21 protein-coding genes are annotated in these 22,316 nt (G+C 37.9%); 8 read left to right on the top strand and 13 right to left on the bottom strand.

What is annotated here, in order from left to right; genetic code table 11:
* Nucleotides 1–3 precede the first annotated feature (3 nt).
* On the top strand, nt 4–744 hold the full coding sequence (locus ACVWYG_RS16425) for a DUF3891 family protein (RefSeq protein ID WP_457271657.1): 741 nt from the start codon (nt 4–6) through the stop codon (nt 742–744).
* 171 nt (nt 745–915) lie between these two features.
* The gene (locus ACVWYG_RS16430) at nt 916–1,209 is read left to right on the top strand and encodes a putative quinol monooxygenase (RefSeq protein ID WP_457271658.1); all 294 of its coding nucleotides are present in this window, start codon (nt 916–918) and stop codon (nt 1,207–1,209) included.
* Between the two features lie 119 nt (nt 1,210–1,328).
* Here ACVWYG_RS16430 and ACVWYG_RS16435 read toward each other — a convergent pair whose 3' ends face one another.
* The 10 genes from ACVWYG_RS16435 to ACVWYG_RS16480 form a co-directional block, all read right to left on the bottom strand.
* A complete protein-coding gene (locus ACVWYG_RS16435) occupies nt 1,329–1,925 on the bottom strand; it encodes an SOUL family heme-binding protein (protein ID WP_457271659.1) in 597 nt (198 codons plus the stop codon).
* A 115-nt stretch (nt 1,926–2,040) separates the two neighbouring features.
* On the bottom strand, nt 2,041–2,514 hold the full coding sequence (locus ACVWYG_RS16440; protein ID WP_457271661.1) for a hypothetical protein: 474 nt from the start codon (nt 2,512–2,514) through the stop codon (nt 2,041–2,043).
* 47 nt (nt 2,515–2,561) lie between these two features.
* A complete protein-coding gene (locus ACVWYG_RS16445; RefSeq protein WP_457271663.1) occupies nt 2,562–2,795 on the bottom strand; it encodes a 4a-hydroxytetrahydrobiopterin dehydratase in 234 nt (77 codons plus the stop codon).
* A 42-nt stretch (nt 2,796–2,837) separates the two neighbouring features.
* Entirely contained in the window at nt 2,838–3,266 is a 429-nt protein-coding gene (locus ACVWYG_RS16450) for an META domain-containing protein (RefSeq protein ID WP_457271665.1), read from the bottom strand.
* Nucleotides 3,263–3,898, bottom strand: a complete 636-nt coding sequence (locus ACVWYG_RS16455) for a Pr6Pr family membrane protein (RefSeq protein WP_457271667.1) — start codon at nt 3,896–3,898, stop codon at nt 3,263–3,265. Before ACVWYG_RS16455 ends, ACVWYG_RS16450 begins: the two co-directional genes overlap by 4 nt.
* A gap of 345 nt (nt 3,899–4,243) precedes the next feature.
* A complete protein-coding gene (locus tag ACVWYG_RS16460; protein WP_457271669.1) occupies nt 4,244–5,287 on the bottom strand; it encodes a flavin monoamine oxidase family protein in 1,044 nt (347 codons plus the stop codon).
* A 130-nt stretch (nt 5,288–5,417) separates the two neighbouring features.
* Nucleotides 5,418–5,891: a hypothetical protein gene (locus ACVWYG_RS16465; protein ID WP_457271671.1), complete on the bottom strand. Its 474-nt coding sequence runs from the start codon at nt 5,889–5,891 to the stop codon at nt 5,418–5,420.
* Between the two features lie 94 nt (nt 5,892–5,985).
* On the bottom strand, nt 5,986–6,489 hold the full coding sequence (locus ACVWYG_RS16470) for a protease (RefSeq protein WP_457271673.1): 504 nt from the start codon (nt 6,487–6,489) through the stop codon (nt 5,986–5,988).
* Between the two features lie 173 nt (nt 6,490–6,662).
* Nucleotides 6,663–7,274 (bottom strand): class I SAM-dependent DNA methyltransferase, encoded by a 612-nt coding sequence (locus ACVWYG_RS16475; RefSeq protein WP_457271675.1) that lies wholly within the window; start codon nt 7,272–7,274, stop codon nt 6,663–6,665.
* A gap of 125 nt (nt 7,275–7,399) precedes the next feature.
* Entirely contained in the window at nt 7,400–8,365 is a 966-nt protein-coding gene (locus ACVWYG_RS16480) for a M28 family peptidase (protein WP_457271677.1), read from the bottom strand.
* 581 nt (nt 8,366–8,946) lie between these two features.
* Between ACVWYG_RS16480 and ACVWYG_RS16485 the strand changes: the two genes are divergently transcribed.
* From ACVWYG_RS16485 to istB, 5 genes are all read left to right on the top strand, one after another.
* A complete protein-coding gene (locus ACVWYG_RS16485; RefSeq protein WP_457271679.1) occupies nt 8,947–10,431 on the top strand; it encodes an alpha-amylase in 1,485 nt (494 codons plus the stop codon).
* Between the two features lie 214 nt (nt 10,432–10,645).
* Nucleotides 10,646–11,056 carry a hypothetical protein gene (locus ACVWYG_RS16490; RefSeq protein ID WP_457271681.1) on the top strand — a complete coding sequence of 137 codons (411 nt, stop codon included), beginning with the start codon at nt 10,646–10,648 and terminating at the stop codon, nt 11,054–11,056.
* Nucleotides 11,057–11,788: 732 nt separating this feature from the next.
* A complete protein-coding gene (locus tag ACVWYG_RS16495) occupies nt 11,789–13,963 on the top strand; it encodes a glutamine synthetase III family protein (protein ID WP_457271683.1) in 2,175 nt (724 codons plus the stop codon).
* Between the two features lie 669 nt (nt 13,964–14,632).
* Complete coding sequence (istA, locus tag ACVWYG_RS16500; protein WP_457271685.1) at nt 14,633–15,997, top strand: IS21 family transposase; 1,365 nt, start codon at nt 14,633–14,635, stop codon at nt 15,995–15,997.
* 204 nt (nt 15,998–16,201) lie between these two features.
* On the top strand, nt 16,202–16,918 hold the full coding sequence (gene istB / locus ACVWYG_RS16505) for an IS21-like element helper ATPase IstB (RefSeq protein ID WP_457271687.1): 717 nt from the start codon (nt 16,202–16,204) through the stop codon (nt 16,916–16,918).
* A 155-nt stretch (nt 16,919–17,073) separates the two neighbouring features.
* On the opposite strand, the gene ACVWYG_RS16510 is transcribed toward istB, so the two are convergent.
* Together ACVWYG_RS16510 and ACVWYG_RS16515 are read right to left on the bottom strand one after the other, a co-directional pair.
* The gene (locus ACVWYG_RS16510; protein WP_457271689.1) at nt 17,074–18,333 is read right to left on the bottom strand and encodes a type IX secretion system plug protein; all 1,260 of its coding nucleotides are present in this window, start codon (nt 18,331–18,333) and stop codon (nt 17,074–17,076) included.
* A gap of 66 nt (nt 18,334–18,399) precedes the next feature.
* Entirely contained in the window at nt 18,400–20,307 is a 1,908-nt protein-coding gene (locus ACVWYG_RS16515) for an ABC-F family ATP-binding cassette domain-containing protein (protein ID WP_457271691.1), read from the bottom strand.
* 530 nt (nt 20,308–20,837) lie between these two features.
* On the opposite strand from ACVWYG_RS16515, the gene ACVWYG_RS16520 reads away from it, so the two are divergent.
* Nucleotides 20,838–21,866 (top strand): quinone-dependent dihydroorotate dehydrogenase, encoded by a 1,029-nt coding sequence (locus ACVWYG_RS16520; protein WP_457271693.1) that lies wholly within the window; start codon nt 20,838–20,840, stop codon nt 21,864–21,866.
* Between the two features lie 250 nt (nt 21,867–22,116).
* Here ACVWYG_RS16520 and ACVWYG_RS16525 read toward each other — a convergent pair whose 3' ends face one another.
* A complete protein-coding gene (locus ACVWYG_RS16525) occupies nt 22,117–22,287 on the bottom strand; it encodes a spore protein (RefSeq protein WP_457271694.1) in 171 nt (56 codons plus the stop codon).
* Nucleotides 22,288–22,316 lie beyond the last annotated feature (29 nt).

Below are 22,316 nucleotides of genomic sequence, written 5' to 3' on the forward strand. Positions count from 1 at the left end.
ACAATGATTGTTACCTCACATCAAAAAGGTTGGAAAATTATTAACCAACGTTCCCACGGATTGCTGGCTGTTATGTTGGCTTACCAATACGACATTGATTTGCCAAATGAAGTGATGGTTCCTACCCTCATCGCCATTGCCGAACATGATGACGGTGTGGAAGAAACTGCGCAGAGCCAAAACCTAACCGAGGCTGGAGCGCCAAGACATTTCTTGGTAAAAGACGATTCAAAAAAATCTAATTTCGCACAATGGGTAAATGTAATGGAGATAGCGAGCTCGAAAAGCCAGTTAAATGCGCTGCTTACGTCACTGCACATAGACTTTATTTCTGGGGGAAGCAGCCATGGCAACGACAAAAATTTAGATGCTTTTTTAAAGGAACAGGATAAAAATCGAAAGGGAGTTCTCAAACACTTAAATATTGATAAAAAATACGCCGACCGGCTGTATCGTTTCGTAGAATGGTGTGACGCATTTTCGTTGCTGATTTGCATGGATAAAATTCAGCCAGAGGGAAGAAAGATGGAAGTATCTCTGAGTCCGGATGGGGATATGAGTCAAACCTTTTACAAAGCTAAAAATGAAATCTCGGTAGAACCCTGGGCTTTTAAACAGGATAGTTTCACGGTTTTTTATGAATACAGAATTTTGGAGCAACTTAAATTTAAATCGGTTGAAGAGTTTAACGAAGTGTGTAAGGCCACTCAAGTTCAAAGAGAGGAATTTACTTTTTCCAGGTAAAGCTGGATTTCTGTTTTGGGATATTCAAAATTGTTTGTTTGTTAAATTTCATCTTACCTGAGAACGGCTTGAAAGATATTTTTGTAATTTTTTATTTCAAACTCGTTGGGATGTTAAGAATCTAAATAAACAATAAGCTACTTGGACGGTTATACTTTTAAACATAGAAAAATGGAAAAATTAGCATTATTAGCGAGATTAGAGGCGAAATCGGGGAAAGAAGCAGAAGTGGCGGCTTTTTTAAAAAGCGCATTAACCACAGTTAATGAAGAACAAGGAACTGTAAGATGGTACGCGTTAAAATTTGGACCAGCGAGCTTTGGTATTTTTGACACCTTCGAAGCAGAAGATGGTAGAGATGCGCATTTGAATGGGAAAGTTGCAGCGGCTTTGATGGCTGGTGCGGAGGAATTATTGTCTACTGCACCAACTATAGAAAAAGTGGAGCTTTTAGCAGTAAAATAATTGAAAAATCGCTGCGGGTGTGGACTTTCAGCGATTTTTTATGTTAAGTGGATAATACTTTGAATTCAAAAGTAAATTGATACACTTTCAGTATGGAGTGTTCGACAGGTTAAGGTTGATTAATTTTCCCAATTTACACTTACAATGATCTCGTTTTTTCTGTTTATTAACTCATAGGGCGCATTATAGCCTAGAAAACGGAAATTTCCGTAATATTGGATCCCATCTTCTTCCAAAGCGCTTTTCAGTTCAGCAGTGTATTTTTTAATCACTTTGTCATTTGCGAAGCCACCAAATTTTATTGCAGCTACGTATTCTTTGGCAGCCGTTTCGATGATAATTGAAGAGTCATTTGGTTTTGGTAAATTGTCTTTTGTATAGTTAGATGGCATTACAAAGCTCATGGATGATTCCGAATTGTTAATGTCCATGTGGACAGGAGAAGTCATCGCAATGCTCTTATTAGATTGATTTCCTCCAAAAATAAACGATGCCAGTTTTCTAAATCCCGCTGAAGACAACTCTTTGTATGAATTTGCATGCATGGAAACTCTTGCCATAGTTGTCGCAGGATAAAGACGTATCTCAAAACCCTTTTCGGTTTTTATCACTTTGTAAGGCTGAGTCTCTGTTTTGCTGTTAGCCATTGCGAAATAAACTTGAGAAATAATCAATACTACAACTAACGAAGCGAATACTATAAGAACGATTTTCATGATTTGGACGATTTAAACTCTCCCTCTAAAACCGATTTTTACATAGAAATGTTCGTAAATTCAAGTTGTAGAAATGTAAAATAAAAACTGCCCACCGCATGCAAACGATGATTTGTTATTTATCGCAATCCACCTTTGCTAACGGCATTGTGGACGTGTAATTAATGGAACTCACATCTTTGAACTTAGTACCGCTCTCATCCATTTCTCCAAAACCTTCAATAAGTTGATTGTCTTTCACCAAAAACGCTATTTCCCTATCACTTTTTATGCCTTCTGAATTAAAAGTATAAGTGCCAATCAGCTTATCGCCGTTTAAAGTGCCAACAAAATTACCACGGTTGGCGTCTTTTTCCGCGTAAGAGATACTTAGATCTGCGGCTACTTTTTCGCTAACCTCGGTAATTTGCATTTTAATCTGGTCGCCATTTTTGTTGTATGCGTAACAACCAGTTTCTAGCGCTGGTTGTTTGGCAATTTGAGTTACCGAAAGGTCTTCTTTTGTTACCGAGTTGCGGTCTGTTTTAGTACTGTTGTTACACGCAACTAAACTAAAGAGTGTAAGTGTCAATAAAGCTAATTTTTTCATTAGAGCTGATTTTATTAAAGAATATTTTGCTGTCGAACGGATGAATATTAGGTCAGCTCATTAATCTTTTTGGCTAGTTCTCTATCTTTATCAGTAATGGTATTTCCTTTATCGTGAGTGGTTAACGTAATATTTACTTTGTTATAAACATTGCTCCATTCTGGATGATGGTCCATTTTCTCCGCCACCATCGCCACCTTTGTCATAAATGACCAAGCCTCTATAAAATTCTTAAACTTAAAACTTCTTTTTAAGCTGTTGTCTTCTTCTATCCAGTCCATAATTTTTAATTAAATCAAGTGTTAAGCGTATGTTTTTATTCGTTAATTTTCGGATTTTCTAAATCGCATCATGGGCACATGATCGATCATCAAATTTAATTTTCCCCCTTGGTCAAAGTCAAATTTGTTTATTTTTCTCATCATATTCAAAAATACTTTTTCTCCTTCCCCGCAAAACATCATTGTTGTCGGACCAGGTTCACCAAAAGAAATGGAATTACCAGTTAAGGTATAATCTGCGGTGTAGGCATTGCAACTATTATTTCCGTTGACTTTGTTGGTCTCTTTATCAAAATAAATTTTAGGTTTCTTATCTGGGTATAATCCGTTAAAAGCAATACGTGGGCCAGAAATGTATTCCAGCTCCCAATTTGTGTTAAAAAGTTCGTCTTTAGTAGCATGTTTTCTGGTTGCGCAAGAGACAGTAACCAAGGCGAAAATAGTTAAAAGTAAGTTGGTTTTGATTTTCATTGAAATAGGTTTTTTGGTTGTTTTACGCTTATTTTTTCGCCTATAATTAATAAGATTGTCAGCATTACCAAAGTTGTTCCAAGAACAATACCAATATTTACCAGTGTTCTTTCATAACCGATTTGAGCCACATTTAAAAATGGGTATGGATAATATCCAGAGAAACGACCTCTTAAGAGTATAAATATTAGATATATTAATGGATATAACAACCAGCGCCAAATTGGCTTTAATTGTAAATCGTTTTTATCTACATTAAAAAACCAATATATAAGTACATAAGAAGGTATAATGGTATGAAGTAATTCGTCAATGACGCGTTGCAATCCGGTAGGGTGCCAAACGTTTCTTAGTGCTACTTGATAAACTATTCCTACGATAAGTATAAATGCTGTAATGGCGGTTAATGCTCCCTTGGATAAGAGCCATTTAAACATATTTTTTTTCAATTTAAATGCAGATGTAGTAAAATAGAGCGCAACCGAAATATTAGTCAAAATGGTAAAAAAACTAAAGAAACGAATTACCATTTCAGCGATATCCGTTTGCCTGTGTTGAAACATCAACACAAATTGCGTTATAATTGCAAACCATCCAAGGCAAAGTCCGATTACGTCAAATTTTACTTTCATTTTTTTGATGTTTGCCAACAGCAGTTCGTCTAAAGGTATTTTATTCTTACACGAACTTTTATTAGATAAATATAAGCTAATTTAAGATTATAAAAAGTAGGGTTTTCTGTGCGTTTCAATTTTTGGGGAGCGAAAAGATCAGCCTTAAATATTTAAAACACGTGATGATATTTAAGAAAAAACTCTAAAGTATTGTAAGAGATTTTACCAATAAAAGCGTCATCAACATAATTAAATTCAATAATAAATGGAAATGACCTTATTTAAAAAGGCTATCGGAAGGATAAATAAAGAAATGACATAAATGATGGTGGCTGCTTTCTATGTTTATCAAGGGTAGGTTGTCTATGATGCGTCGATGATTTTTTTAACAACTTTATCTGCAGCATGTACCGCGCCATCCATATATCCGGGCGATTGTGGAGATGATTCTGCACTAGAAATCAGTAATTTACCATCAAAGTAAGATTCGCTGAAAATTGGATTTCCATTATTTTGATGCGGATACAGCGCATGGTCGGATGCTAAAAAGGTATTTTCTTCGTTGCTCCAGATGCATTCCTCATAACCGACAAATGCTTCGGCTTTTTGACCGAACACATTTTTTAATTGATTAACTACCTGATTGCGCCTTTCATCATAAGAAAGACTTTTGAAGGATGAATTTATAAATCCACAAAGGGCATATTTTGTTCGCTCATCATTACAATGATCGTAAAACTCGGTGATAGGTCCTGTATTGCTAAATAAAGTGCCAGATAGATTTTCTTGTTCCCAAAACGGTTGATTATAAATTAGAGCAACCTTAATAGAGTCCTCCATCCACGTATGTGTTTGGCCAGCGATAGTCAGCAAGTGATCTGGTAAGGGAGGCCGAAAGGTTATATTCTCAGCCCACAATTTTGGAGGGATGGCTAAAATAACTTTGCTTCCTTCAAAAACTTTATTTGTTGTAACCTGAACTCCACCTTCGATAAAATTTATTTTCTTGACAGACTGATTTAGCAAAACATCGTTTTTATCCAACTTTTGGTATAAGGCGTTTATTAGATTTGCCGTACCACCAGAAATTCGATAACTAGGTGCTTGATCAGGGATTTGAATAGATTGTGCAGGTGAAGTAGAGAACGGCTGAAAGAATGCAGTACCTTTCATATATTGTTCGAAGACTTCTATTTCTAATTCGTCTAGTAATGCAATCAAATTTTTATGCTGATTGCCAAACCAAGTAGCGCCCATTTCAACCGGCGTATTATCGGTTCCATAAATGGTATTTATTCTTCCTCCAACTCTATTTCTAGATTCTAGGATTTTAAACGGAATGCCTTGTTGTTTTAAACGGTAAGCGGTTAAAAGTCCAGACAATCCTGCACCCACTATTAATATCATGTTGCAAAAGTACTGAAGTAGAAATCAACTTAGCTCCGGTTGCGACATTTCCGGTTATTTTGACAAAAAGCTTATTTACAAGTGCCTTTAATTTAGCTTGAGTTCTGTTGTCGCTTTTGCAAATCAATTTTTATTTCAGGCAATCTACTTTTTTTAGCGGCATGTTAGTAGGATACTTGATCGTCCTTATATCTTTAAACTTTGTGCCATCGGCACCCATTTCACCATAGCCCTCAAAAAGTTGATTGTTGTTCACCAGAAATGCAACCTGCCGTACGCTTTCTACTCCTTCTGAATTGAAAGTATAGTTACCAATGAGCTTGTCTCCTGTTAACCTACCTACAAACTTGCCCTTGTTGGCATCTTTTTCTGCGTAAGCAATATTTAAATTAGCAGTTACTTTTTCACCAAGTTCCGTAATTTCCATGTTAATTAGATCACCTTTTTCAGCATATTGGTAACAGCCTAATTGCAAATTTGCTTGATCGCTATTTTTGCTTGTAACTACTTCTTGGTTCGTAGAAGATTCTTGTTCCGATTTCGGATTATTGGTACAAGAAACAATACTAAAAAGGATGACTGATAACCACGATAATTTTTTCATAAAATTGCTTTTTTGTTTGAATAAGATTTTGAATAGCATTGACAGGGCTTAACAATTTTTTTCATCCAGATTGCTATCGTTCACTATGGTTTTATTAGTTCGACAAATTCAGAACAACACTATCCCTCACCACAATTCCACTCATATTTTCGCTATTGTATTTAATTATATATTTGCCAGCCTGCGGAATAACATAAGATTTAGTTAAGTTTATAACCTCTTTTAAGCTATCTCCAGGATTTAAGGTTATGTAGCTATCTGCCGGAGGCGGCATGATTCTTCTAGCCATCGCACCTTTATATTCAGCCTCTTCGCCTGCTGTAGATTTAACATCTAAATATTTGCTCAATACGGGTTCAAAAGGGGTTTGCCATTTACAAAACTTGCGGGCGCTATCGGTATTGTTGTGAACCACAAAATCCAACTTAATGGAATCGCCAAGCTTAGCTTCAGACGGTCCGGTCATCACTGCTGTTAAGGACGTGTCCTTTTTTAAAATATCCATATTATTTTCGCTTCCTTCCGAAACTTTACTAGTTGAGGAACATGCAGCAAAAAACAACAAGATGAATACTGCGATTGTATTAAAAATTTTCATGCTGCAAACATAATCACTTTCGGATAAAATTTAACTCGCGACTTTGATGATAATACCGGTTTTTACATGGCCATAGAAATTAGTTTAGCTTCGGTTGCGATGTTTAAGGTATTTTGACAGGATGATTATTTATAAAAAAAGTTTTATAAAGTTGATTTAAAGAACTTAAGCAACTATTTTTCACCTGTCAACAGGAAAATCGGATAATTACCTGTTGGCTTCTCCGCAATGCTTGCGGTTTGAATCTTCAAATTTTTGAATCCTGCGTTTTTTGCCATAGCTAAGAATTCGTTTCTATCAAATCCAAGATGGAAAATTCCCGTATCTTCCGAATGAAAAGTACCATCTTCTGCATCAAGGTCGGCGATGGCAATGGTTCCATCACTTTTAATTAGTGAATAGAATTTATTAAACAACTCCTGCACATGCTCAATATGATGAATGGTCATGGAAGAAATAAGAGCGTCGAACTTGGTATCTAATGTTTCTTTGGTTAAATCCATTTCTAAGATGTTAAGCTTACAAGCTATATCACCCTTTTTAGCTTTTAAGACTTCAGTCATGGAAGCAGAAATATCTACCGCGGTAATTTCGCCAACATAAGGTGCAACCTGCGACAATAATAATCCGGTACCAGAACCAAAATCCATAATATGCATCTCCTTCGAAAAGGATACATTCTTCAATATGGTTTGTGCAATTTGATCTACATTTCGAGTGGTAGATTTTTGGCTGTCGAAGCCTTTTGCTTTTTGGGCGAAAAAATCTTTTTGGTTGGATTTCATTTATAAGCTAAGTTTAAGTCTTCACCATTGTTGGAGTCAACCAAACCTTCAATTTTCGGAAACAACCTCTACACATCTGACCAGCTAAATCCCTATCCAGCTAAACAACTAACCCTAAACTCGACTCACAGTTTTTCCTTAGTCTTCTGATTATCCATCATAATCAATTTGTCTTTCAAAGTTTGTTGCAGTTCAGATTGTTTATCAATATTAACAATCGTCTGCAATACCACTTTTGCGGCTTGGCTAAAAAAGGCCTGGTTAATTGTTTTAAATTCATCAGAAGCTTTGTGGTAGTCTTTATGGTCTTCTACGCCGAAGTATAAAAAGGGAATGTCTTTTGCGTTAAATGCACCCTGATCGCTTTGGTTTGTCCAATCGTCGTGGCCCATGGTTGGTTCATCATGACCGAAAAGCACTCTTATTCCTGTTAAATTTGTTGCTACATATTGCTTTAATTTAGGGTTTTTGTAAGTTCCCGAAACGTAAAGTTCGTTTTTATCGTTGTGGCTAATCATGTCCATATTCACATTTAAAAAAATGGTGTTGATGTTTACTGAAGGATTTGCAACAAATGCTTTTGAACCGCGCAAACCCCACTCTTCGGCATCGAACGCTGCAAAAATGATGGTATTGGTAGGTTTATGCTTTGCAAAATAGGCTGCTATTTTCAGTAGTCCGGCAGTGCCCGAAGCATTGTCGTCCGCACCATTATATACATCCCCGTTAATTATCCCAAGATGGTCATAGTGGGCAGAAACCACGATAACATTGTTGGTTTTTCCTCCAATATATGCAATTAAATTGGTGCCATTTACATCCTTTCCCTTGTCTTTAAATGTAAATTCTTGGGCGTAGTTTACATTCTGTGGGTATGATTTCAAACCAAGTTTGTCGAACCTCGCCTTGATGTAAGCTCTTGCCATTTCCGCGCCGGCGGTTGCGGTTTTTCTACCTTGGTATGCATCAGAAGATAGAACTTCTACATCGGTCAGTAATTGTTTATCTAATTTGCCTCCATTATTTTGATTTTTTACCGAAGAACAGCAGCTCAACAAGAGAGCCAACGGTAGGATATATAAATGTTTCATAGGTTTAAATTCTCGACTGGAAAGATAAGAAGAAATCCGAAAATTTATGTACCGCTTAAGAAGTTAAAAGCAAAGAGGATGGTTTAATTTCGACTAAATTCTTCCGTTCATTTTCCAATAAAATAAAGGTATTTTGGGCGCTTTCACACGCCTTGCGCTGTATCTTCTACTTTGCGAGAAGCTCCGTAGAAGGCTGCCGCTTCAGTGGTTAGCGCTTGCGAACTGTATAAAAAAAAGCGATGTTTTTTGTACGCTTAACAACCTTTGTTTATTGCACCGATCTGCGTTGCTAAACCCGATTAAAGCGACAGCCCGTGAGGAACGAACGGCTACAGCGGAAAGCGGGCCTGCAGTGTCCGAAGAACCACGTGCTTTCATTTTCGAATAAAATAAAGATAAATTGGGCGCTTTCATACGCCTTGCGCTGTATCTTCTACTTCGCGAAAAGCTCCGTAGGAGGATGCCGCTTCAGTCGTTAGCGCAAATTACATCGTGTAATAAAAATTCTTTACCACTGCTTGTAGCTTATTCTGCCAAACTTTTTACGCCAAAAAACGTTAGGACTTCGTAAATTTTAAAAGATGCAAAATCAAACCTTAATTCAATATTTCCACTGGTATTATAACGAAGAAGAAAATTTGTGGACGAAAGTTGCCAAAGAAGCTGCTCATCTTAAAGAAGTGGGTGTAACTATGGTATGGCTTCCACCTGCCTATAAGGGATCTGCAGGTGGTTTTTCCGTAGGTTATGATGCATATGATCTTTTTGACTTAGGCGAATTTGATCAAAAAGGCACCAAAGAAACAAAATACGGCAGTAAGGAACAGCTTTTAAAAGCAATTGAAGCGTTACATGAACAAGGTATAGGTGTATTGGCCGATGCGGTTTTTAACCATAAGGCTGCTGGCGATGAGCTCGAGAAGTTTTTTGTACGGCGTGTAGATGAAAACGATAGAACTCAGTTTATATCAGATCCGTTTGAGATAGAGGCTTGGACCAAGTTTACCTTTCCAGGCAGGGGAGATACTTACTCAAATTTTCAATGGGATTTTAAATGCTTTAGTGGCGTGGATTGGGCAAACGACATTCAGGAGAAAGGCATCTTTTCAATCCAAAATGAGGTTGGAGATGATTTCGACGAAGTGCCTTCGGATGAAATGGGAAATTACGATTACTTGATGTTCAACGACATAGATTTTAGAAATCGTGCCGTGGTAGAAGAATTGAAATACTGGGGCGAGTGGTTGATAAATTCTACCGGATTTGATGGTTTTAGACTAGATGCCGTTAAACACATCAGTCCGGAGTTTATTAGGGAGTGGATTGCGCATTTAAACGCAAAGTTTGATCGGAAATTTTTCATCGTTGCAGAAAATTGGGACATTGTAAACTCGCTGCAGCAAGAAACCTATATGCAGCAAACCCAAGGTGAAACACAGCTTTTCGACACATTATTGCATCGAAGGTTTTATTTGGCCGGACAACAAGGAAAAGATTTTGACTTGAGCAGCATTTTAAACAATACGTTGATGAGTATTAGGCCAGAACTCGCGGTAACTTTTGTAGACAATCACGATTCTCAACCTTTGCAATCTCTTGAATCTTACATTGATTTTTGGTTTAGACCCATTGCTTATTCCATCATTCTTTTGCGTGAACAGGGAATTCCATGTTTATTTTTCCCGGATTTATACGGCGCGATTTACGACGATAAAAGTGAAGCCGGAGAAGATACGCACATTCAATTGGCTGTGTTGCCCGAGGTAGAAATAATGAGCAGATTGCGCGCACATTTGTCCTACGGTGAACAACGAGACTATTTCAACCATAAAAATTGCATCGGTTGGACACGAGCAGGAGACGATGAGCACGAGCATAGCGGATTGGCTGTTGTGGCAAGCAATGGCGATGATGGGTTTAAAACCATGGAGATTGGGAAAAAACATTGTGGAAAAACCTTTGTAGATGCTTTAAAGCACCGACAGGACGAGGTGGTAATAGATAAAAATGGAAACGGAGGGTTTCCCTGCAATGCAGGCAGCGTATCTGTTTGGGTGCTTAAATGAGGTTGATGCAGAAGTTGAGGCTAAAAATGAGCAAATAACAAGTAGCAATTTATGATGCTAAAGAATAAGAAGTTAAAAAGGCTGCGTTTTTATTGCAAAAGAGAAATGGGAGGTATTACATTTGAGAACCCTTTTTAATTTAGTTGTTTTGAGCAGCTGAAAATATTTGCTAAAATAGCTCGCCGATATATCATAAAAAGTTACATTAGTTGTTATGAAACTGATGCTTTATTTACTTGTTGTATCGATTATTACTTGTATAGGGTGTAGAAGAGAATTTAAAATTTCAAAAGATGCTTTTCATTTGATAGAACCCGGGAATTTAAAAAACTTTCATGTTGATGTGACTTGCCAATTTGGTGAAAATAATGTCGAAATTTTTACTTTTAAAAATAAGTCTAAAAATATTGCAGATGTTGAGATAGGCGTTTATTCAATAGATCACGGCATCTTAACTTTCCCCAGAGGTAGGTTTGAAATAAAAAAAATCGGAGCGGGCTATCAATTAAGCGCTAAAGGTGAACTGAAGTATCTGTTGTTAACAGATGCCGAGTTCAATAACCTAACAAAGGCTTTAAAACTTAACGGATTTGAAAATCCAGAAGTTCCGTCAGAAAGCATTTAAGAATGTATTGATCTCTTTCAGCAATCTATAATTCTAGCCGAGATAAATGATTTGGGTTGTTTGTCAGAGCAGAGATTAAAGGACAGCGCTTAGGCTGAATTTATGCCTATTTTTGTTTGAAGGTTGGACTTTTGAAGTAGTTTTCGGCGCTTTTAATGCTGTTTTCAAAAATATCTTGCTTTGTTAAAATCGAATAAAAGAGGCCATTCCAATCGGAAGCGAAGGAATAGACGAAATTATTGAGTTAGAAAAACTGCTCAGCTAAATATAAAGCACGGTAAAGAATTTCTCCCTTTTTATTTCCATTAAATTTTGTTTGAGCGCAGACAGCGATTAGCCAATGAATCAAAAATGCTACCAACGATTTCCTTTTTTCCTGTTCGATCAATAAGAGCGGAATTCTTTTGGCGTTTTCTGCCAAAAGATGTGACGTACAGCGTGAAATAATGCTCAAATAATTGTTAGTTAAACATTTAACCGTCCAACTCAGTTACTTGATTTCTCATTTCAAAATGCCAAATAGCTTTTTTGCTCCATTTGAGGGGAATACGCGTGACTAGCCGAAGTATAATTCCAAAAATAGTCAAAAACTAATTTTCTTTTTGTAAAAAGCAAAAACCTTCCTAAAAAACTCATTTTAACTGCATTTTTAATAAAATTTATAAAAAAAAACTAAATTTTGCGATTAAAATAAGAAAATATAGTAATTTTGACAAAAAAACTCGCCAATTAATGAATAACCTAAGAACCATTGCACTAAAAGAGGCGCAAAATAGGACCTCTCCAGATGTTAAATCGTCGTTTTCGAAAATATCTGATTTTTTCGGACAGAATGTTTTTGATAAGAGGAAAATGCGCGACTTCCTCTCCAAGGAAGTGTATGAAAAACTGCTCTCTACCATAGATCAGGGTGCTATGCTTAACAGCGATGATGCAAATCAAATTGCAATTGCGATGAAAGCTTGGGCAATGAGCCACGGTGCAACACACTACACCCACTGGTTTCAACCATTAACTGGCACTACTGCAGAAAAACACGATTCATTTTTTGAGCCAAGTGGCGACGGAGCTATAGAAAAATTTGCGGGTAGCGCATTGGTGCAACAAGAACCCGATGCTTCTAGTTTTCCAAATGGTGGCATTCGCAATACTTTTGAAGCACGCGGGTATACTGCTTGGGATCCATCTTCTCCAGCTTTTATAATGGAAAGTAAAGCAGGAAAAACACTTTGTATTCCAACCGTTTTTGTTGCTTATACTGGAGAAGCATTAGATTTCAAGGCTCCTTTGTTAAAAGCGCTTGCCGCACTCGATAAAGCTGCAGTAGAGGTTTGTCAGTTTTTTGATAAAAGCATTACTAAAGTAAATGCTTCTTTAGGTATCGAACAAGAATATTTTTTAGTAGATGAGTCTTTATTTAACGCACGTCCCGATTTGGTGTTAACTGGTCGTACGCTATTTGGCCACATGAGTGCTAAAAATCAACAATTAGACGATCATTATTTTGGTTCTATTCCAGAGCGTGTTTTTGCCTACATGGTCGATTTTGAGAATGAAGCTTTAAAACTTGGAATTCCATTGAAGACCCGACATAATGAAGTTGCACCGTCTCAATTTGAGTGTGCACCAATTTATGAAGAAATTAATCTAGCCATTGATCACAATCAATTGTTGATGGATTTAATGGAAAAAGTTGCTCATCGCCACCATTTAAGGGTGTTGTTACATGAAAAACCTTATGCCGGTATAAATGGCTCTGGTAAACACAACAACTGGTCGCTTATTACCGATACAGGGAAAAATTTGCTTGCCCCCGGTAAAACGCCAAAGAACAATTTAATGTTTTTAGCCTTTTTTGTAAACACCATCAAGGCGGTTAGCGAACATGCCGACCTATTGCGCGCGAGTATTTCTTCTGTGAGCAACGACCATAGATTAGGGGCTAACGAAGCTCCACCTGCAATTATATCCATCTTTTTAGGTTCCCAGCTTAACGATGTATTGGATGAAATTGAGCACTCACGGATCAGTAAAAAAATAAAAGAAGATAACGCACTTTGGTTGGGAATCCCAAAAATTCCACAAATTTTATTAGACAATACAGACCGTAATCGTACTTCTCCGTTTGCTTTTACAGGAAATAAATTCGAGTTACGTGCAGTTGGATCGATGTCTAATTCATCTTCACCAATGACCATTTTAAATGCGATCATGGCAGATCAGTTAACTAAATTTAAAATTGATGTTGACAAACTAATAAAAAAGGGTGATAAAAAAGACATCGCTTTACTTACAGTAATTAAGCGTTACATTAAAGAATCTAAGAGCGTTAGATTTGAAGGAAATGGCTATAGTCAAGAATGGGAAGATGAAGCTGCAGTAAGAGGATTGGCAAATATTAAAACCACTCCAAAAGCATTAGATGCTTATTTAACCGAAAAATCTTTAGATTTATTTGCATCTACTGGCGTTTATAGCAAAAGAGAAATTCACGCCCGCCATGAAATTATGTTGGAGAGTTTCTATAAAAAACTTCAAATCGAAGCTAGAGTTATGGGGGAGGTAGCAAACACCTTCATCATTCCGGCAGTTATAAAATACCAAAATGAGCTCATTGCAAATGTTAAAGGCTTAAATGAAGTTGGTGTGGATTCAGGAATTCCGCTAAACATCATCAAAGAGCTGACAAAACATTTAGAAATTGTGAAAACAGATATTGATGCGATGTTGGAAGAACGCAAGGTGACCAACAAAATTGATGACACCAGAGAAAAAGCAATTGCTTACGACGAAAAAGTAAAGTCTTACTTTGATTCAATCCGTTATCATGCAGATAAATTGGAGCAAATAGTAGATGATTCAATTTGGCCGCTGCCGAAATTTAGAGAATTGTTATTCATGAAATAATCGTCTCTAAAAAACGATACAGAGAGAGGTGCGGAGTTTTTACTTCGCACCTTTTTTAATTTTTTTTCTTGGAAACCCGCAAGGCTTGTTTCTAATTAAATCTTTTAGGGCTTGAGAAAAATTAGCTTAAAATCTCGACAAATTTACCTTGCTTTATCTCGGAGTCATGAACTCTTGGATTCCTGATTTTTATTATTCTTAATTGGCAACTCGAATTGGCAAAATATTAGCCGATACAATTCCTAGTTTATTGGGTTTTTAGGTTACCGTCTGACAAAAATGGAGTGCAAAGGAAAATATCTCTATTTCGGTTTAAATAAAAGCACGGAATAATTAAAAAATCAGCAAAAAAAGTTTTACCACAGCTTTAAAAAGGATTTAAACCCGATTAAGAGAATAGCTAAAAGTTTCTTTACAGGTGGATATTATGGAGCATGTTGACCCCCTTGTAATGGTTTCCAATTCTGGTTTGTCGTAAAAATTTTTAAGATTTTTACTGACGTACTGTCGGATACTGACCCCACCCCGGGATATTAAAGATTTTGTAATGGAGCATATTGACCCCTCTAGTTCTGCGTTAAAGCAGTTTCTAATGGAGCATGTTGACCCCCCTCTTTAATTTGATTTGGCTTATTTAGGTAAATTATATTTATCTAAAGCAGCATACCGATGGCCGGAAAATCGAAAGCAATGAGTCAGATCAAACAATTATTACGTCTTCACAAGCAAGGCGATTCCATTAAAAGTATTGCACGTAATCTAGGCATCAGCAAGAATACAGTGAAAGTTTATATCGCTAAACTGGAAGCTGGTACTATTCCTATATCCGAGCTTTTGGATATGGAAGACCCCTTATTACTGGCGAAATTCCATGTCGGCAGTCCAGCCTATAAGGATCCCCGGTTTGAATATCTTCGCAAAAACCTAGCTTATTATGCCAAGGAGCTTCAATCTGTAGGGATGACACGCCTGCTTCTTTATGAAGAGTATGAGGCTGGCTGCAAGCCTGCCTACAGCTATCCCCAGTTCTGTTTTCATCTACGACAACAATTGGTGGCCAGACGTCCAGGTATGCGATTAGAGCATCTTGCAGCAGATAAGCTTTTTGTTGATTTTGCAGGTAAACAGATGCATTATATCGAAAGGGATACAGGAGAGCTAATCCCCTGTCAGATATTTGTTGCTTCACTTCCATTCTCTGATTACTGCTTCGTTATGGCCGTTAGGAGCCAAAGGGTGGATGACTTTCTTTATGCACTGGAGTGTTGCCTGAGGGAACTTGGGGGTACTCCAGCGATACTGGTACCGGATAACCTGAAATCTGCCGTGATAAAGGCAAACAGATTCGAACCAGAGATCAACCGTGCGCTGGAGGACTTCGCAAACCACTATGGCATCACTGTTATTCCCACAAGATCAAGAAAGCCAAAAGATAAGGCCCTGGTAGAGAATCAGGTTAAATTGGTATACAACCGGGTTTATGCCAGGCTCAGAAACCGTCAATTCTTCGATATTGAATCCCTTAACCAGGCCATCAGGGAAAAGGTGAAGGCACATAATCAGACACGGATGCAGCAAAAGCCCTATTGTAGGGAGGAGCGCTTTCTTGCCGCAGAAAAGCATTTGCTAAAGCCCCTTCCAAAAGAAGGCTTTGAGGTAAAGTCGTATGCAGAGCCCAAGGTAGCGCACAATAATCATATCTACCTCGGGAAGGACAAGCACTATTATAGTGTCCCCTTTGCCTATGTGGGACTAAAGGTTCAGGTGATCTATACGCGCAGCATGGTGAAGATCTATGCAAGGGGCAAGCAGATTGCGGTTCACATACGGAATCTGAATCCAGCAGGCTACTCCACCCAAAAGGATCATTTAAGCTCGCATCACAGGCACTATCTGGAAAGAAGTCCCGCTTATTATATTTCCAGGGCAAAGGAAAAATCTCCAGCGCTACATCTTTTGTTTCAGATGATATTTGAGCAGAACAAGCATCCTGAGCAACTTTATCGTACCTGTGACGGCCTGCTAAGACTATAGAAAGGTGCAAGTCCCAGCGGATTTGCAGCTGCGTGCGATTTGGCAATGGATGTTCATAACCTTTCCTACCGCTTTGTCGAACGCATTCTAAAGAACAATATGGCCAGTAATCAGGATACACCAAAACAAGAACAGTCGCTTCCCCAGCACCAAAATATCAGGGGGAAAGAATATTATTCACAGACAACAATTAAATACTAAACAATGAACATTGAAACACAACTTAGGCAGCTGCGTCTGCACGGCATGAATCGAAGCTGGCTAGCTTTGAGTGAGACAAGAAGGCTCCAGGAACTTACCCTTACCGAGGGAATGGAGGTACTGCTACAGGCAGAATCCGATGACCGGGATGGAAAGCGGTTTGAACGGCTACAGTTAAATGCAAACTTCCGTTACAGGGCATCAATAGAGGAACTCAACCTAGAGGCAAAAAGAGGATTGGATAGGGCTACCGTAGGGGTTTTCGCTACAGGAGAATACATACCAAAAGGTGAAGCGATATTGGTGTGCGGATCTACCGGGACCGGAAAATCGTTCTTCGTCTCTGCACTGGGGCATCAGGCCTGCACACAGGGATACAGAGTGGCTTATTTCAATGTCCAAAAGCTGTTGTTAAAGACAAAGATGAGTAGGATCGATGGAAGCGTTTACAAATTCTTTGAAAAAATATCAAAGGCGGATCTGCTCATTTTGGATGATTTCGGACTTACACATCTTGAGCAACAACAAAGGATGGACATGTTGGAAATAATTGAGGATCGGCATGCAAAAAAAGCTACCATAATTGCAAGCCAGCTGCCAGTAGATAAATGGTGGGACATCTTCGGAGATTCGACATTGGCCGATGCATTTCTGGATCGTATGGTACATACTTCATACAGAGTTGAATTAAAAGGTGAAAGTCTAAGAAAAAAAAGGTAAAATTGTCATGCCATCAGCTAGGATAGGCCAAATCCTCGAGGGGGGTCAGTATGATGCATTACCGGGGTCAGCATTACCATAATATCCAACAGGAATACTAATTCTGGGGTGTCGGAACAAATTAATTTGGAGAACACTATCACTAAGAATAATTTTTACCTTCCTAAATTTACAAATCCAACTAAACTATCCCACCTGCCGCCGGGAAAGCGGTAGTACACAAAAATTTGATAGCTATTTTCTGTTTGATAAAAAGAGCCCTCAAATGCCCTGGTTTGTAGCGTCTGGTCTATTTTATTTAGCCAAGCATATTCATAATCGTACAATCCTTGCTTTAGCAAAAGTGTTGTGTAAAACTGTTTTTTTTCCGAATTGTAAATTAATTTGTTTTCTTGAGTCAATGCATAATTGTTAAACTTTCCAACAACGTAAGCATCACCCATTGACGTTGGTGGAATTGCATTTAAGGTAAAAGTTACGTTTGCGTAATCGGCTTCCGTGTTGTCATCCCGTCCATCGCTGTTATGGATAAAGAAGTTGCCATTCTCATCAAATTCATTTGCGAAAGCTAAGTTATTTCTTGGCAAATCGGCAAAGAGCAACACATTGTTTGCACTCACCTCTGGGGTTATCGTCTGTACTCCGCTCGACTTGTAGCGCAAACTTCGGATGTCGAATTTTCTAAATTGATTACCTGCCCAAAAATCATTACTAGTCAAATCATTAAAAATCAATTGATTTGGCTTGATAAAGGAAGGTTTTGTATTTGCCTGCACTGTATTTTGATCGAAATTTTGCATCACCACCGTTTTTACATCCTGATACGGATTACTAATTGGGATTTGATGATTTATAATAAAATTAATTTTTTGTTTGCTATCTCTGTCAGCCACTTGATAAGAATTTGCAATCTCAGCAGCCACTGCAAATTGCGGATCCAACACGTAAAATCGCTGTGAAATTACGGGCGTTTGATCTGCGTTATCTTCATAAATTTTCAAAAGATAATTGCCGCTAATTTTCGGTGCAATTTGCTGATTTGGTAATTTTAATTCGTAGTGGGTATATTTTCTTACGGTGTTTGAGGAGTAGCGATAATCAAAAATGCGATCGCTGGTAAAACTTTGCAGATAATCTACGCTTGACAGGCGAGAGGGCTTCCAATCAGCAGTGCATTGCTCAATGGTATAGACGTAATTTTTAGTTCCGGCTAGTAAATCGTCAAACGAGCAGGTAATGGTTTCTGCAGAGTTGAGTCTGATAATAGGAATGGATTGTTCTTTTATTGTGTTGTGGCACTGAACAGTCCTTATATTTGGCAAATAAACCTTATTGGTGTATAAAAAACTGTTAACGCTTTGTGCGTTAGCAATACCTCCGTACAAAATAACTAGGCTAAAAAAAAATCTAAGCATGGCTAAAGCTAAGACTTTATTCCGCAATTTTTTATTAAGAAGGTTGGTGGATTGGAGCTTAAATGTTTACCCCTCGATTTCCATAATTTCGGTAGCCAAACTTTCCCACTGATGCTGACTGACATCTAAATCTTGCTTTGTAGCCAAATAACGCTTATTGGTTTCAGCAAGTTTATCTGCTTTTCCATACACTTCTTCTTGGGTAAGCTCAGCTTCTATCTGCTTCACTTTTTGCTCCAATTCGCCAACTTTAAGTTCAACTTTTTTTAGTTCTTCGTTAAGCTTCTTTAAGTGATTTGTTGAAGTCGGACCAACTATTTTAGGCTCCTCTTTCTTTTTTTCAGGCATTTTTACCGGAATTGGCTTGGAAGCTGGAATCACCCGTTTGCTGTTCCATTCTTCATATTCTGCGTATGTACCAGGATATTGTTTTATTTTTTCTTCCTCGATAAACCAGATTTTGTTCGCCACGTTATCCAAAAAATATCTATCGTGAGAAACAGCAACAAAAGTACCTTCGAACTGTTGCAGTGCTTGGATTAATATGTTTACAGATTGAATGTCTAAGTGATTGGTTGGCTCATCCAGGATCAAGAAATTAGAATCGGTCGTTAGTGATTTAGCTAAGGCTACCCTAGATTTTTCTCCACCAGAAAGCACTTTTATCTTCTTAAAAACATCATCGCCAGAGAAAAGAAAACAGCCTAATATGCCTCGCAGTTCAGTGTCTGTATGTTTCGGAGCAAATGCTTGCAATTCTGCCAAAATGCTGTTTTCAAGATGTAATGATTCGAGTTGATGTTGAGCAAAGAAGGTTGTAGTAACATTGTGTCCAGTTTCGCATTTGCCATCAAACTGCTCTGCACCCGCAATAATTCTTAGCAAGGTAGATTTACCTTTTCCGTTAGCTCCAATTAAAGCTATTTTATCACCCTTTTCTATAACGGCTTCTGCATCCTCTAAAATGTGAACATTTGGATAATGTTTGGTGGCATGTTCTATCATAACCACGTGTCTACCAGATGGTTTGGAGAATTTAAAAGCAAAATTTACCGTCGGATTGTCATCATCTACATCATCTACGCGTTCCATTTTATCTAGCGCTTTCATTCTAGATTGCGCCATCTTAGCCTTGCTGGCTTTAGCCTTGAAACGTTCTATTAAACGCTCTTCTTGCTTAATTTTGGCCTGTTGATTTTTAAATTCTCCTTTTTGAATTTCACCACGAAGTGCTTTTTCTTCGACATAAAAGCTGTAGTTTCCGGCATAAACATTTAGCTTTCCTTTACGAGATTCTACGGTACGATTTACGATTTTGTCTAAGAAATACCTATCGTGAGAAACGATTACGATAGCGCCTTCAAAATTGCCCAGGTAACTTTCCAGCCATTTAATAGATGGTAAATCCATGTGGTTAGTTGGCTCATCTAGCAACAAAATATCTGGGGTTTGAAGCAATATTTTAGCCAACATTACGCGCATGCGCCAGCCGCCAGAAAAGGTGTTCAACGGCCGATGCTGGTCTGAAGTGCTGAATCCCAAACCTGCCAAAATTTCGTTTGCTCTATATTCTATGTTGTATCCATCAAGCGCTTCAAACTCTTGTTGTTTATCGCTTAATTTGTTTAGCACTTCCTCGCTGTAATCTGTTTCTATCTTTTTCAACAATTCCTCAATTTCGTCGTGCAGCTGATTTTGGCGATCAAAAGCTTCCATAGCCACATGTAAAATGCTGTGGTGAGAATCGTAAGAGAGCAAATCTTGGTTTAAATATCCAATTTTCAAATCTTTGGCCATACTCACGGTGCCCGAGGTTGGCGCATACTCGCCCACGATAATCTTAAGTAAAGTAGATTTTCCGGTACCATTAGCGCCAATCAAACCTGCTCTATCGCCAGGTTTAATGTGCCAGTTTGCTTCTTCGTATAAGGCTCGAGAGCCAATTAAAAATGTTAGGTTATTTATAGAAATCATTGCGGCTGCAAAAGTACGAAAATTAAAAGCGTTTTTAGAGTGGATTTATAAAATGCCTGTTTTGGAATCGGAGTGTAAATAGGCATTTTTCAATAATGTAGTCTAACAATCAAATAAACAAGTTTTCTTCGCTGCCGCGGATGGATTCATTTTTAACACATGGCTTATTCATTTGTTAATGAAAGGTGTTTTGCAGCGTTGGGAGCGAACTGCGATAAGATCTGTTCTTACTCTTTAATCACAATCTTGAGAGATTTTCGCGAGCCATCCAAAAGCTGCTCTTGTTTTTAGTATGGTATTTTCTCTAAAAAGATCGAAAGCGCTTTGCATTACTAAAACTCATATTGGCGGACACGAAAGCGAAGAACGTGAAGAGATATAGCGCGTAACCGGACTGACACTGCCGGAAAAAGAGATGTTTTGTTTTCAAAAATGCAGTAAAGTTTCACATTAACTTTAGTTAAAACATATTCTTTAAAAGGTAAGGCATTTAAATTCCTACTTTTGGCTTTCTTTACTATATTAGTAATATGTATCGCCTCATAAAGCCCCTATTTTTTAAGTTCGATCCAGAGAATGTTCATTATTTTGTAGTGAAACGTCTTAAATGGTTCAATGATGTTTTTCCACTCGGAAAGACCATTATCCGTGGTAGTTTTGATGTAAATATCAAGGGCTTAGAGCGCGAGGTGTTCGGAATTAAGTTTAGAAATCCGGTAGGTTTGGCTGCCGGGTTTGATAAAAACGGCGAATATGTGGAGCCACTTAGCAATTTGGGATTTGGGTTTATAGAGGTTGGGACCGTTACGCCAATGCCTCAACCTGGAAATGATAAGCCAAGAATGTTTAGGCTACCCAATGATGAAGCGTTGATTAACCGCATGGGTTTTAATAATAAGGGCGTTGATGTAATGGCTGAACGCCTGCGGATGGTAAAAGACAAGCATCCGGATATTGTAATTGGAGGAAATATTGGAAAAAATAAAACCACGCACAACGAAAATGCAGTTAATGATTATTTGATCTGTTTTAAGAAGTTATTCGAGGTGGTAGATTATTTTGTGGTAAACGTAAGCTCGCCCAACACGCCGGGATTACGCGAATTACAGGAGAAGGAACCATTAAAAAATATTTTGAATACCTTGCAAGTTGAGAACCATAAACATACTTTTCCGAAACCCATTCTGTTAAAAATAGCGCCAGATTTGACTTATAGTCAGCTAGATGACATTATTGAGATAGTTGCCCAAACCAAGATTGCAGGCGTTATTGCCACCAATACAACCATTAGTCGGGAGGATTTATTGAGTGATGGAAAACTAAGTGGAGAAATGGGAGGATTAAGCGGAAAACCGGTAAAAAATCGTTCTACGGAAGTCATTAAGTATTTGGCTGAGAAATCTAACCACGCATTTCCCATTATCGGTGTTGGCGGAATACATTCTGCAGAAGATGCCAAGGAAAAACTTGCAGCAGGAGCGTGTCTCGTGCAACTTTACACTGGCTTTATCTATGAAGGCCCAGGATTGATTAAGACAATTTGCAAGGCTTTGGTTTAAAACAGCCTTTTTAATCAAAAAATTGAATTTGACTCATAACTTTGGGCAGTATGTACATTTCACTTCAGATGTTATGACGATGCGAACATACATGCTGTGCCCTGCAAAAACCTGAAAATTTCAAATTGATACACTTTTAAAAATACTTGCCAAACGACCAAGCGTTGGCGATTGGTATTACAAGAACGTTTTTCACAAAAAAAACATCGCTAATTATATAGCGATGTTCAATTATTTTGATTCTTAAAGCTTATTTGCTCAACGAAGCTAAAACAGCATTATTTTTAGCTAACTGATCGTTTTTTGGTTGTACCGAACGAGAGCCCAGTTCTAAATTGGTTGCCAATTTTAAAAATTTTACATCTTGCGAAGCAAAGTTCTTATTTCTTCTATCTTTTCTTTTTAATCTTGTAACTGCCATGTCGGTATTCTTTTATAATTTCTTTGTTA

It is taken from the genome of Pedobacter sp. UYEF25 (assembly GCF_054061655.1).